Source organism: Mucilaginibacter gotjawali, from assembly GCF_002355435.1.
Lineage (GTDB): Bacteria > Bacteroidota > Bacteroidia > Sphingobacteriales > Sphingobacteriaceae > Mucilaginibacter > Mucilaginibacter gotjawali.
Genome location: NZ_AP017313.1, coordinates 1,255,334 through 1,268,850, shown reverse-complemented (window position 1 = coordinate 1,268,850; position 13,517 = coordinate 1,255,334). Strand labels below are relative to the sequence as shown.

General features: G+C 42.4%; 14 protein-coding genes. 2 read left to right on the top strand and 12 right to left on the bottom strand.

Annotated features, from left to right (window positions below; genetic code table 11):
• Positions 1-9: 9 nt before the first annotated feature.
• Complete coding sequence (locus MgSA37_RS05780; protein ID WP_157750460.1) at positions 10-633, top strand: tetratricopeptide repeat protein; 624 nt, start codon at positions 10-12, stop codon at positions 631-633.
• Between the two features lie 23 nt (positions 634-656).
• Here the strand turns inward: MgSA37_RS05780 and MgSA37_RS05775 are convergent, their stop codons facing one another.
• The 5 genes from MgSA37_RS05775 to MgSA37_RS05755 form a co-directional block, all read right to left on the bottom strand.
• On the bottom strand, positions 657-1,067 hold the full coding sequence (locus tag MgSA37_RS05775; protein WP_096350289.1) for a hypothetical protein: 411 nt from the start codon (positions 1,065-1,067) through the stop codon (positions 657-659).
• A gap of 62 nt (positions 1,068-1,129) precedes the next feature.
• A complete protein-coding gene (locus MgSA37_RS05770; protein WP_096350287.1) occupies positions 1,130-1,600 on the bottom strand; it encodes a hypothetical protein in 471 nt (156 codons plus the stop codon).
• A 53-nt stretch (positions 1,601-1,653) separates the two neighbouring features.
• Positions 1,654-2,172, bottom strand: a complete 519-nt coding sequence (locus MgSA37_RS05765) for a hypothetical protein (protein ID WP_096350285.1) — start codon at positions 2,170-2,172, stop codon at positions 1,654-1,656.
• A gap of 34 nt (positions 2,173-2,206) precedes the next feature.
• Positions 2,207-2,719 carry a hypothetical protein gene (locus tag MgSA37_RS05760; protein ID WP_096350283.1) on the bottom strand — a complete coding sequence of 171 codons (513 nt, stop codon included), beginning with the start codon at positions 2,717-2,719 and terminating at the stop codon, positions 2,207-2,209.
• Positions 2,720-3,002: 283 nt separating this feature from the next.
• Positions 3,003-3,509: a hypothetical protein gene (locus tag MgSA37_RS05755; RefSeq protein WP_197706094.1), complete on the bottom strand. Its 507-nt coding sequence runs from the start codon at positions 3,507-3,509 to the stop codon at positions 3,003-3,005.
• 97 nt (positions 3,510-3,606) lie between these two features.
• Here MgSA37_RS05755 and MgSA37_RS05750 point away from each other — a divergent pair, with 97 nt between their 5' ends.
• On the top strand, positions 3,607-4,902 hold the full coding sequence (locus MgSA37_RS05750; protein ID WP_096350281.1) for a hypothetical protein: 1,296 nt from the start codon (positions 3,607-3,609) through the stop codon (positions 4,900-4,902).
• Positions 4,903-5,075: 173 nt separating this feature from the next.
• On the opposite strand, the gene phoU is transcribed toward MgSA37_RS05750, so the two are convergent.
• The 7 genes from phoU to ltrA all read right to left on the bottom strand — a co-directional run bounded on the left by phoU (position 5,076) and on the right by ltrA (position 13,017).
• On the bottom strand, positions 5,076-5,762 hold the full coding sequence (gene phoU, locus MgSA37_RS05745; protein WP_096350279.1) for a phosphate signaling complex protein PhoU: 687 nt from the start codon (positions 5,760-5,762) through the stop codon (positions 5,076-5,078).
• A gap of 109 nt (positions 5,763-5,871) precedes the next feature.
• Positions 5,872-6,630 (bottom strand): phosphate ABC transporter ATP-binding protein PstB, encoded by a 759-nt coding sequence (gene pstB, locus MgSA37_RS05740; protein ID WP_096350277.1) that lies wholly within the window; start codon positions 6,628-6,630, stop codon positions 5,872-5,874.
• On the bottom strand, positions 6,612-7,454 hold the full coding sequence (gene pstA, locus MgSA37_RS05735) for a phosphate ABC transporter permease PstA (RefSeq protein WP_096350275.1): 843 nt from the start codon (positions 7,452-7,454) through the stop codon (positions 6,612-6,614). Before pstA ends, pstB begins: the two co-directional genes overlap by 19 nt.
• A gap of 4 nt (positions 7,455-7,458) precedes the next feature.
• Positions 7,459-8,376 carry a phosphate ABC transporter permease subunit PstC gene (gene pstC / locus MgSA37_RS05730; RefSeq protein ID WP_096350273.1) on the bottom strand — a complete coding sequence of 306 codons (918 nt, stop codon included), beginning with the start codon at positions 8,374-8,376 and terminating at the stop codon, positions 7,459-7,461.
• A 231-nt stretch (positions 8,377-8,607) separates the two neighbouring features.
• Positions 8,608-9,657, bottom strand: a complete 1,050-nt coding sequence (pstS, locus tag MgSA37_RS05725) for a phosphate ABC transporter substrate-binding protein PstS (RefSeq protein ID WP_096357297.1) — start codon at positions 9,655-9,657, stop codon at positions 8,608-8,610.
• Positions 9,658-9,700: 43 nt separating this feature from the next.
• A complete protein-coding gene (locus tag MgSA37_RS05720) occupies positions 9,701-11,149 on the bottom strand; it encodes a hypothetical protein (RefSeq protein WP_096350271.1) in 1,449 nt (482 codons plus the stop codon).
• A gap of 593 nt (positions 11,150-11,742) precedes the next feature.
• A complete protein-coding gene (gene ltrA, locus MgSA37_RS05715; protein ID WP_197706093.1) occupies positions 11,743-13,017 on the bottom strand; it encodes a group II intron reverse transcriptase/maturase in 1,275 nt (424 codons plus the stop codon).
• Between the last annotated feature and the right edge of the window lie 500 nt (positions 13,018-13,517).

The following is a 13,517-nucleotide window of genomic DNA, read 5'->3' as shown; positions in this document are numbered from 1 at the left end:
ACAATAAATATGAAAACCACATTTGCCCTTTGTTTGATATACCTAACCATTTCAATTTGCGCGTGTAATGGCCAAAAGATGAAAATACCTTCCAAAGCGTGTATTGAGCTAAATAACAAAGGAACCGAATACATGATGAATTATCCGATGAATGGGAAAGACGGATTGTTAAAAGCCATCGACTTTTTTAACCAGGCAATAGATTGTGAACCTTCATTTTTACTCGCGTATGAAAATTTGGCACATGCCTATGGCCGTAATCAAGACTATAAAAAAGAACTTTCTGCTTATAATAAAGCGTTAACTCTATCCAATAATGATCCGTCGATTATTACAGAAAAAGCGGAAGTATTTGAGAAAATGAGCATGTTAGACTCTGCAAAAAGAGATTACCAATTTGCGCGACAAAGCTTTGGCGATAGTCTTTCAAATCATCCTGATGATGCAAATTTAGTAAGTGGTTTCGTCCTGGTGATAGCCCTAACGGAAGGCAAAGATGCAGCTATCAAAGAATTAAACGCACAACTTAAAATGCACCGAAGCCTATCATCCAAACTATCCTATGAATATGCATTTTATAAAGATTTTGATAGACATGCCTATATCTATGGATTGACAGTTGAGACGAAATAAAGTCGTTTTATACTTTGTTGGTTTCACCTCTTCAAATAAACAAAATACTGCCCCGAAGGATAAGGCGGCGAAGTCAACATAACACTATTGCTGGTTAAGTTTGAAATGGTAAAAACCGCCGGTGGCGTAATAACCCCCATTCCGTGTCCGTCAACAGTATAAATGTTAATACCGACAGATTTTACCCCGTTCAGGCTATAAATGCCGGTCATATAATCCTGGTGATCCTGGATGGTCAGCGCTCCGTTTGCACCAAAATCATAATAGTCCGTTGTAAGCCCGGTAATTGTTGTATCAACGGCCCGGTTATACACTGTTTTATCGATGTTCCATTTCCCGGTGATCGAAGATGGATTTGCGCTTCCGCCCTTTTTGCAGGCCGATAAACAAAATAAGAAACATGCGGCAATAAGTATTGAGTATTTATTTTTCATACATCGGGAATAAGTTGATTTTATATTTTTTTATGTTTTAATGTGTTACAATGCTCTTTTGTTTACCTGCTTAAACTAACTATTCGCTGCTGCGGCCCTGCAGGGGGCGTTAACATTGGCGACGCGATGGATAAGCTTTTAGCGTTAATGCCCCCGATCTGGCAGGTTGCAGACTGATTATTTAATATCGGCATAAATGAATTGATATCAATTTGCCTGCCCGAGGCCAGCTTAAAACTTAAAGTATCCAAAATAGCGCCTTCTTTTATGTAAATGTGGCCGTCGGCAACAAAATCAAAATAATCTCCGGCCTGCCCAATATAAACTGCAGGGTTGGTTCCGGTATTTACCCCTGCATAAGTAGTATCGCTCACAACGTTCCACTTACCCAAAAGTAACGCCTGGGTTTTTAAAGTTGAATCCATCGCCGATGTTATTTGTTTGATATGCGGTTGTATAGCCTGCATCTTAGTACAGGCATTAAAGCCAAGCGCTATAATGGCCCCCATAGCTATTGATACCCTTGTTTTCATATCGCAGGTGCTTATTTTAACTTCTTTTTTTTAAGGACCAATTATTTCAAAAGCTACCGTGCCCTTGTATAATAACTATCGGCAGTAACTTTATATACGCTGCTGGTATCTACGTTTTCGTGCAGCACCAGGGTGTTGGCATCCAGCTGAATTATTTTAACTGTATCGGGCCCGGGTTGCGAACAATTATAACAAGTGGGTATAAAACCAAGCTGCAAAATCAGTAATGAGCCGCTTACTTTATACCAACGGTAGTACGCCTTGCCGCCCAGTGGCTGTCCATTACCATTTAGCGGGCTGCTTTTACCGGTTACCGTAAAAATAGTAGCCCCCGACGATACAAACGCAGTATTATCATTATTAAACTGCCAGTAATAAGTGGTATCAAAATCCATAGCCGGATAAGTTGCGCTGGCCGTTGCGCCCGTGCTAATGGTTTGCTGGTTGATGGTCAGCTTATTTTGGTACCACCTGCCAACTATAGAAGCTGAGCTTTTATTTGAACTGCCCTTTTTGCAGGCATACAGGCAAAGCGCCAGGGCAGCCATAATGAATAAATACTTTATTTTCATCTTTTGCGGTTTACTTGTTAAAAGGGCAACACCTTTAATTGCCTTTTGTATAATACGTTCTATAAGTAAAAGTAGCACCTGCACCCTGTAAGGTATAAAACAAAACCATATTTTTGGTATCAAGCAATTCAATCGTTTCGGTAACCGGGCCGGGGTTTGTTGAATTGGTGGCAGGGTGCAAAAAGGTTGAGCTAAGGGTTAATACCGTTCCGGACACGTTATAAGTAAACTTATTTATACCATTAATAACTGTACCTGCGCCATCGGTAAATACGGCTTTCCCGTTAACTTCAAAATCGCCCGATGAAGAAACCAATGCCGAATCCCTGCTGCTGAATTGAAAAAAATCGTTTGAATTAAACGAAACGTTGTTATAAATGGTATCAAGTTTTTGGTTTAAACCGCCATACTCAGCAGTAACCTCTTCTTTGTTTACATACCATTTTCCAATAATTGAACCTGAATTACTTGCGGAGAAATCCTTTTTGCAGGAAAATAAACAAAGCTGCAAACCGGCAATCAGGATAAGTAAAAGTTTAGTTTTCATATTGGCTTAGCGTTTAATATTTACCAATACGAACACGTTTACCAAAGTGATACATCTTGTATCAATAATTTAACTCGTGATCATAACAAAACCTCACCTCTGTGTTCTCAGTGCCTGCTTTGTGCCCTCAGTATTTGAATTTTTACCGCAGAGACCACAAAAAGATGCGCAAAGTAACGCAAAGGATAATTAAGCTGTCTATATCTTTCAGCCACTAAATCACCAACCTTTCCCGACAGCCAATGACTTAATGACTTAATGACCTGATGACTCAATGACCCTATTACTTCCCCTTAAACTCCTGGTTGGTAAACGGTGGTGTCTCAGGCGTTTTTATCACGTTAAATTCGTGGTGCGTGGTTTGGTGGCAATCGTTACAACTTTTAGTTAACAGGATAAAGCCTTTTTGAAAAGCTTGCAGATTTTTTGCCTTTATGGCGCTGCTTAAACTATCAAGCGCGGGGTAAATTATTGGCAACGATTTTACCTCGGGCCTGTCGTTGCAATATTGTTTTACATCCTCAAGCGTCTCTTTTATCTCCCCTACTTCAAAGTTTGCCAGCGCCCAGTTCTGGTTTTTGCCTGCATACCATATTTTGGCGTGATGGATCTGTATGCCCATCATAAATTCGCCAAGGCCCGGTCGGTAGGTTTGCGCCAGCTTTTTGTTCAGGCTGTCAGCCTGTGCCCGCAACTGCGCGCTGTTATCGCCGCCGCCACAAGCCGAAAGCAGGGTTAAGGCACATGTAAATGCCGATATTAAAAAAAACACAGGGGTATTTCGTTTCATGTTTTAAAGTTAAATAATGTTTGTAATTTATGGCAACCTATTTTATTCCCCTCAATTTCACTATCTTGGTTTTTAAATCATCACAATTCAAATCCTTATGGCTAACATCACCGCCGAACCGCTGCAGTGGTCCACCACCCAAAAAGTGGCCTTTCGTTTTTTCCTGCTGTTTTTTTTATTGTTTATATTTTTTGACCCCAACGGTGTAATTCCGTTTACCGATGACCTTTTCAACTATTATATCCGGCCATTTCATTCGCTCATCCCCTGGCTGGCAAAACACATCCTGCACCTGGCAAAACCTATTACCATTTTTACCAATGGCAGCGGCGATACCACGTATGATTATGTAACCATACTGTTTTTGACTTTTGTTTCGGGGCTTGCAACCATGGTTTGGTCCATCACAGGCCGCAATACGTCCCATTATAACAAATTGCTGTATTGGCTTACTGTTGTTATACGCTACTATGTGGCCATAACAATGGTTACCTATGGCAGCATTAAGGTCATCAAGCTGCAATTCCCTGTGCCATCATTAAGTAAACTGGTTGAGCCGATGGGTAATATGTCGCCCATGGGCCTTGCGTGGAGCTATCTGGGCCTGTCAACCGGTTTTAATTATTTTGCCGGCTGCGCCGAGTTAGCCTGCGGCATGCTGCTTTTTTTCCGCAAAACCACAACACTGGGGGCTATCATTGGCCTGGTAGTAGCCGGCAACATTATGGCCATTAATTATTGTTTTGATGTACCGGTAAAAATACTTTCAACCTTCCTGGTGCTGATGTGTATATTTTTACTGGTAAAGGACCATATACGGCTCATCAACTTCTTTTTCCGCAACCGGGAGGCACTGCCTGCTAACCTGTCGCCGCACCGGTTTAAAACACGGTGGAAAAATATAACGCTGTGCGTAATTAAATATGCAGCGGTTATTTACGTAGTAATCGGCAACCTTTACAGCGCCTATAGCGCCGGCAAACAATATGGCGACAAGGCCAAACGCCCCCCGCTGTATGGCCTTTACAAAGTAGATTATTTTGTAAAAAACAAAGATACCCTGCCCCCTTTAACCACCGATACGCTGCGCTGGAGCAAGTTCATTGTAAGCCTGTATGATGGGTATGCGCAGATCAGTTACATGAATGATAGCCTTAAAAATGTAGCGATAAAACCTGATACCGTAAAACATCAGGTCGTTTTTAATACTTATACAGATACCCTGCATAAATTCAAGTTTACCTATACCATTCAAAAACCCGGCGTTTTGGTACTGGCAGGCAAATGGAAACAGGATTCGCTGCACATCAGGCTGCGCCGGTATAACGAAAATGATTTCCTCCTGTTGAAACGCGGCTTCCATTGGGTGAACGAATACCCGTTAAACAGATGATTTGATTTACGATTCAAGATTTAAAAATTGGTAATGTTTTAAAACAACAAAGGCGGATAAACCTATCCGCCTTGCCCTCATTTTTAATAATCAATGTAAACCTACCTGATTCTCTTTTAAACGTAACTTACCATACAATTCTGAATCCAAAATCGTAATTCGTAATTCGTAAATTACTCCTCTCCTTCCAGCTTGCGTTTGCCGCTTTCCTGGTGTTTTAATATTTTGGCTTCTACGTAAAATATAATCTCTTCGGCAATATTTTTTGCCTGATCGCCCACACGTTCAAGCTTGCGGATGATGGAAAGAATATAAAGCGCCTCGGGTAACGAATTCAAATCCGCCCGGATCAACTCGGCAATAGCAACCGGCGCCTTCTCGTTAATTTCATCCAAAACATCATCGCGCTTAAATATGCTGCGCGCAAGGGCGGTATCCTCTTTTTCAAAGGCCATCCTTGTATCAATTAATATATTTACCGATTCATCGTACATACGCAGCAACTGGGTGCTTTCTAATTTTTTGGCATCAAAATTCTCCTTAGCTTCAACCACATACAGTGCTATGCCGGCCGCAATATCACCTATCCGCTCCAAATTGGTATTTATTTTAAGCGCGGCCAGCAAAAACCGCAGGTCAACAGCTACCGGGCAGTACAACGCAAAAATATTTTCGCAGTCCCTGTCAATCTTAAGTTCAAAAGAGTTTACGCGTTTTTCTTTAATTAAAACCTCGCGCGCAAGGTCCTTATCAAACGTAATCAAAGCTTCTTTGGCCTTGTTCATTTGCGATTGAACCAGCATCCACATGCTAACCAACTCTTTTTTTAACGCGGTAATTTCGGTTTCTAATGGTGTCATAATTGGCCCCCTAACCCCCTAAAGGGGGAATTTTAAGTTTGTTAAATTTATTTTTTAAGATAATCTCTTCAGTCACCCGTTTTTTCTCCCCCTTTAGGGGGCCGGGGGGCTAACTAAACCTTCCTGTTATATAATTTTGTGTACGTACATCGCTTGGCGCGGTAAACATTTGTTTGGTATCGTCAAATTCAACCAGTTCGCCCACATAAAAAAACGCGGTTTTATCGCTTACACGCGCAGCCTGCTGCATATTATGTGTAACGATGATCAGCGTATATTTTTCTTTCAGTTCGTGAAATAATTGTTCAACGCTCGAGGTAGATATAGGGTCGAGGGCCGATGTAGGTTCGTCAAACAAAATTACTTCAGGCTCCATGGCAATGGCGCGCGCTATACATAAACGCTGCTGCTGCCCGCCCGAAAGGAAAGTTCCTTTTTTATGGAGGGAATCTTTAACCTCATTCCACAAAGCTGCCGAGGTTAATGATTTTTGCACGATATTATCCAGATCAGCCTTAGGTACTTTTAGGCCGTTTAGCTTATAGCCCGCAATAACGTTATCATAAATACTGAGGTTGGGGAAGGGATTTGGACGTTGAAACACCATGCCTATTTTATACCTTACATAAATAGGGTTCATGGTATAAATTTCATCCGAATATAATTTTAACGATCCCTTTGCCGTAGCGCCCGGTATCAGTTCGTGCATGCGGTTAATACAACGTAAAAAAGTTGTTTTACCGCAACCTGATGGCCCCATTACCGCAACACACTGGTTTTTCTCAATGTTGATCGTCACATCTTTCACCACGTGATTATCGCCAAACCAGGCATTAAAATTTGAAGCGCTTACAACTGTATTTTCCATTTTCTTGTGATCAGTTTTGTAACTATGTTTAAAATTAATACAAACATTAATAATATAAATGATGCGCCCCAGGCCAGGTCGTGCTGGTCGTCATAGGGGCTGGTAGCATACGTAAATATCAGGTGGGGCAAACTCTCCATGGCGCCGGTTACATTGGTGGTTAAGTAGTTGCTGCCTAATGCCGTAAATAACAAAGGGGCAGTTTCGCCAATGATACGGGCAATAGATAAAATGATCCCCGATAAGATCCCCGCAAAACCGCAGGGAACAATCACTTTTAAAATTACCCGGTGATAAGGTACACCTAATGAAAGCGCCGCTTCCTTAAGCGACGGCGGTAACAGCAGCAGCGTTTGCTCGGTTGAACGGATAACGATGGGCAACATCATAATAGCCAATGCGATACTACCTGATATAGCCGAAAACCCGAAAGGCTTAACTATCCAGAAATAAACCACAATACCCATAACAATGGAAGGCACACCTTGTAAGATATCAACACATAAACCACTGTAGTAGGCCAGTTTGGTGCCGGGGTTTTCGCTCAGGTAAATGCCTGCCAATATACCCACAGGGATAGCCACCAGTGATGACATGCCCACTATAAGCAAACTGCCCACCAGCGCATTGGCAATACCTCCGCCTTTTTCGCCTTCAGGCGCAGGCACATGGGTTAAAAAATGCCAGTTAACCTGCATAACCCCCTGTTTAATAATGTATAGCAATACTATAATTAAGGGCAGGGTTACAACAAAGGCTAAAAATATAATGAATGATTTAAATAAAATACTCTTGGTATTTCTTATTCCTATTCGTGCATCCATGTGGTTAGTTGTTAGTGTATTTGGTAATTATCCGTTTGCCTATAAGGTTGATGATAACCGTTACAAAGAATAATACTAAACCAAGTTCAATAAGGGCCGATAAATACAAGGCGTGGTCAGCTTCGGCAAACTCATTGGCTATTACGCTGGCCATGGTATTACCCGGCCCAAAGAAAATATCTTTAAAAGTATGGGCAATAGCACTGGTGTTACCTATCAGTACGGTTACGGCCATAGTTTCGCCCAGGGCGCGCCCTAAGGATAACAGGATGCCGGCAAACAAGCCCGAACGGGTATAAGGCAAAATAACACTGCGGATCACCTCGAAACGGGTGGCGCCAAGCGCATAAGCGCCTTCTTTTAGTGGTGATGGCACCATGCGGATCAGTGAGGTTCCTAATGCTGCTGCGTAAGGGATAATCATTACCGCCAGCACAAGTGATGCGGTAAAAACACCTACGCCATAAGGCGCAACATGGATTTTTGTTTCTAACTGGCGCACAACCGGCACCAAAACAAACAGTGCCCAAAAGCCGTAGATGATGGAAGGGACAGCGGCGATAAGTTCAATAGTGTTTTTCAGCAGATCAGATAACCAGCCTTTTGGGTTATATTCTCCCAGGTAAATGGCTATCGCATACGAAAACGGTATCGAGATGATAAGCGCAGTAAAAGAGGTTAATAAGGTGCCGATCAAAAAAGGATAGGCGCCGTAGATGTTATTCACCGGATCCCAAACTTTACCCCATAAATAGCCGATCCCCAATGATTTGATAGATGGCCACGACTCGACGATCAAGGTTATAAAAACACCTACTACCAGCAGCAGGATGATAGCGCTCATCACAATCAATAAACGCTTAAAAACGGTTTCCCATTTCATCTGGCTGTAGGATAGATCCAGTCTTTTATTTTTATCCATAATTTTTCAGTATTTACGGGTAATCAATTCCAGCGTAAATGTCGCTTTTTATACTGTTAATTTTTAAAAGTATCTCCTGTTAAATAGCCGGTTGCCTGTTTTTTTGCCGAAAGGCTATTCAACAGAATTACCAGCCCCTATTTTAAGGGTACTGGTAATTGTGTTTATTTTGATCATTTACGGCTATGGATTTTTAAGGATCAACAACCCGGTAATCCGATCGTTTAATAATTATAATATTGCTTTACCGTTATAAGTTGCAGATTTTAAAATCTTTTCGGCAACTTTTACAGCTGATTTTGAAAGCGGTGCGTAATTTAAAGGTGCGCAGTCTTTTTGTCCATCGTGGATGTTATACCACAACAATTCTAACAATTGTTTAGCCCTTTCAGCTGAACGGCCGCCATAGTTTTGCTCTTTATAGATCAAAGCCCAGGTAAAGCTGGTGATAGGGTAACCTTTAGGGTTATCAGTGTTTGTTAACGATACTTTTGAATCAGCAGGTAAAGTTACGTTGCTTGATAAAGTAGTGGTTTCCAAAGTTGGGGTAATATATTTACCCGATTTATTTTGAACAGATGCATAAGGCATGTGGTTTTGGATAGCGTAAGCTAATTCAACATAACCAATAGCGCCCGGCGTTTGTTTAACCAAACCTTCAACACCAGCGTTACCTTTACCGCCTAAACCGGCTGGCCAGTTAACCGCACTTGCTTTACCTACTTTTTTAGCCCAGTCTTCATTAACTTTAGTTAAAAAGTCAGTAAAGATGAACGAAGTACCGCTACCGTCTGAACGGTGAACAACTACGATACCCAGGTCAGGCAATTTAACGCCAGGATTAGCATCAGCAATAAGCGGGCTGTTCCAGTTGGTTATTTTACCAAGATAAATATCGGCAAGGTCTTTACCGCTTAACTTTAAACCTGTTGCAACACCAGGAACGTTATAAGAAACTACAACAGCGCCTGAGGCCATAGGGATGTGTAAAACCGGTACACCGATCTTTTTGTCCTGCTCATCATTTAAGGGAGCATCAGAACCACCGAAATCAACGGTTTTGTTGGTGAGCTGCAATATGCCGCCGCCTGAACCGATTGCCTGGTAATTAACCTTTACATGCTTTGCAGCATCATACTCGGCAAATATTTTCGAAAACAGGGGATAAACAAATGTACTGCCCGCGCCTAACAGGGTATTATCCTGTGCTGAAGCTGACTGTGATAAGCAAATGCTGGCTATGGCCACAACTGCTAACTGTAAACTTTTAACTACTTTCATGGTTTTGTTTCTATTTTTAATTATAATTTTTTGTCCCTTGATATTATTTACCAAAAGTAAAGAAGAAGGTAAACCTAAACACTAAGGTATGGTCAGGGGCAACATAACCTGTTGTTGTAGAAGTTCTTTGATCTTTGTAATCAACTAACCAAACGTTTGGTTCGAAGTGTACGTTTTTGTATGGTGTATAATCTAAACCGGCAGTATAAAACTGTTCTTTAACGGTTGGGGTGTATGAACTATAGTTGGTGTTTGCTGCGTATGAATCAGCAGCAGTAAACTTAGTATCAGGATTGTAAGTATCGTAACGTGCAAAGTAGTTAAGGTTTTTAGCCAAACCGCCTTTTACCCAAATTGACAGGCCTTGTGCAGTTGCATCCTCAACAGTTTTGGTTGTTGAATTGGTAACACCATTGGTAAAGCTTTGTGTGTAAGCTTCAACACCAATTGTAATAGGTTTTGTGTTGTAGGCAGCAAATATTTTAAACATATTGTGTTGCTGACCGCCAATTGCAGCAGTTGCAGGAGCAGTTTTAGCAGCATCAGCATAAATATCTAAAAACAATTTCTTGTCGAAGAATTTTGCCCACAAATCGCCATAAACTATTTTATAGAAACCTGTGTTTGCATTGGCAGCTGATAATAAGCTGGCCTGGCTGTTGTTGCCTAACATTACCACGTAACCAAAGTTTTTAGTGGCCGGGTCAAATGTTCCCTGTAATGATGCACCTAAATCGTAAGAGTTGTTTTTGTGGAAATCGGTGATGGTTTTTTCGATTGAACGGTAACCCCAGGTTGCTTCTGATAAGCTGGTTGGGCCGTTGGTACCTGCTTCATTTAACGCGAAACCAGGCGTGCTTTGCATACCAATCACAAAGTCAGTTCCTGTCCAAAGGTCTCTTACCCTTAAGTTTGCATTTTTTATCCACAATGCCATTTTACCGTCAACCAGGTTGTCGCCATTTTGGATAGTAGTACCTGTTGCAGCGTTTGTATTTGCACCAGGCTCTGAAGCCAACAAGAATTCAGCTTTGAATTTCTTGGTGATCTCATAATCGTATCCTAAATAAACACGACGGAACTGGAATGCATTCCTGTAAGTAGGTACGCCTGAATAATTGGTTTCTCCACCTCTTTTGCTCAATGCACCAGCGCCACCTTCAGGTACGCCTGTAGCACTAACGAAATCGTTATCTGCGTGGGCGGTGTAATAAAAATCACCAAAGGTATAACCCCAAACTCTTCTTTGTGGTTTCCATGCGGTGTCAGGATCGGCTGCTTTTGCTTTTACTTCAGTAGTAGCAGCTGTTGCAGCAGGGATAGTTTCGGGTTTGTAATCAGCATGTGAAGCAGTAGTTGTGCTTTTAACAACAGTAGCTGGTGTGTTGCCATTATCGGCTAACGAAGTAGACTGGGCTTTAGCCGAAAAGCCTATTATCGTTAAACCTGTTAGTAAGGCTGCACTAAAAAGTTTTGTAAACGTTTTTTTCATTTTGATTGAGGATTAAATAATTTATGCCCCAAAGGTGCGTACGCTGCATTATCTTAATGTTAAGGAATGATTACCCTTTGATGATATTATGTAAATGTTAACTACACACACCAAATCCTTAAAAAAGCAACAAAATGGCGTTTCAGGCGTAATTTATTTTTATAAATATCTAAATAGCAATAAGTTAAACCAAAAGTTAAACTCAATGATTTTGGTAACACTAAGTTAACATTGGGCTGATTTTGGGGATGGTTAAGTTAACAGGCAGTGTTTTTTGTTAATATTGAGTGCGATTTCGTGATGCTGATAGCGATTCCCAAAACATGTGCCCGCAGCGCTTTTTATACTGAAAATGTCCGAAAACAAGCTGGCTTTGCTCCTTTTAACTGGTAGCGTTAATAAATAAAGCTGGCGGAAAAGATGCCAAATGGCCTAAAAACGCGTAAAATGAGCTCACAAACAAAAACACTTGCGCCATACGGCCCCTTGGAGAGGCCCGAAAAACATCAATCGAGTAGGAAGTAAGGGAGCGAAATTCTCCCTTACCATCCTCTCACACCACCGTACGTACCGGTCTGGTATACGGCGGTTTGTCAGAATAAAGATAACTGATGTTTCGTTTTCCAGAAGTATCTGTTCTCGAACCCTGTGTAGCCTAATTTGGTAAAGTACAGATTGTTAAGTGTCGTTTGTAGTATGGGGCTATGGGCTACCCGGCAGTATCCCTTACTGCTGTTTCCCCACTCATAAGCTTTCCATTTCTTAACGCCAAGCTTTATTAGCCGCTTCACCCTTGCTTTTGGTAGCTTCCATTGTTTCCATTGGCATATCCGTAAACGGGTTCGTACCAATTCATCCAACATTCGCATATGCGATTTTGCCGTGGCTATCCAAAAATAGTTTATCCAGCCCGTGATCACCGTCTCCAATTCCCTTATCTTTTCGGTTATTGGGTTCGGCTGGTTCCGCTGCGTATGCTGCCGAATCTTATCCTGAATCCGTTTTACCGTCAGATTCGATAGCCGTACCTCCCATTTTCCTTTGCTGCGATAGAAACAGAAGCCTAAAAGCGTGCTTTTCGCCGGGGCGCTGACTTTCGTCTTTGTCCTGTTCACTTTTAGCTTAAGCTCCTTTTCTATGTACCGGATAATGCTGCATTCTACCCTATATGCTGATTTCCAGTTCTTAAGGTAAATACTGCAATCGTCGGCATACCTCACAAAGCTGTGCCCGCGCCGTATCAGTTCCTTGTCCAGTTCATCTAACATGATGTTGGAAAGCAGAGGGCTAAGCGGTGAACCCTGTGGAGTGCCTTCCATTCGGACGCTTGAAACCCCGCCTTCCATAATACCGCTGCGCAGATAGCTGCCGATCAACGCAAGGATGCGTTTATCTTTTACCTTTCGTGACAGCGATCCCATGAGTTTGTCGTGGTTCACACGGTCGAAGAACTTTTCCAAGTCCAACTCTACTATCCTTATTTTACCTTCATTGAGGTACTCCTGTGCCTGCATGACCGCCTGACGGGCGTTCCTACCCGGCCTGAAACCATAACTTGTCTTGGAAAACTCCGGCTCGTATTGTGGACTTAGCCATTGACTGATGGCTTGTTGCAGTAGCCGGTCGATTACCGTTGGGATGCCTAACATCCGGAGACCGCCTGTGGGCTTGGGGATTTCTACTTTCCGTACCGGGCTTGGTTGGTAACTGCCTTCTAAAATACTTGTTTTGAGCGGACGCCAGTGTTCGTTCAGGTAGTCGCGAAGTTCATCGGTCTGCATACCGTCGACCCCACCAGCGCCTTTATTGCTCATTACCTGTTTCAGCGCTTTGCTGATGTTCCTGTAATCAAGTATTTCTTCGAGCATACTTCCTTAAAAAAAAACATTTGTTTCCGGCTTCCGGCCGCCTTGTTCGCATGTCGCACCTCAACTCCTCCTGCATTTTACTTTCGGCTTCCGGCCTATCCTCCTGCAGGCAGTTCGCTTATGGGGTTCCGTTGTTAACGGTGACAACACAGAGCCATCAGCGTCTTGGCCTATTCTAACATGCAGTCCTTCATCCCTTTGTGAGGCCTCTCCGCTTTTGCGGAGCTCGTTTCGGGACTAATATGACCTTTGCTGACTTCTGCGCTATACGAACTCGTCGTTGCGCAGACCTCCCAGGGTAAGTGTGTCCGCTTTCCGTTCATGTAGCCTCTGCATTTACGTTATAGTATCCTGTACAGTGTCGGGCTTTTGCTTCTTTTGCAGCATCACCCATACTATCACGCCTGATATGCAGTTTCTGTTCGTAGGCTCGAACTTTTGCCGTTGGCTTCCTTCAGATTTGTGCTCACACACATGCTCCTTGCCTTAAGCTAAGACTT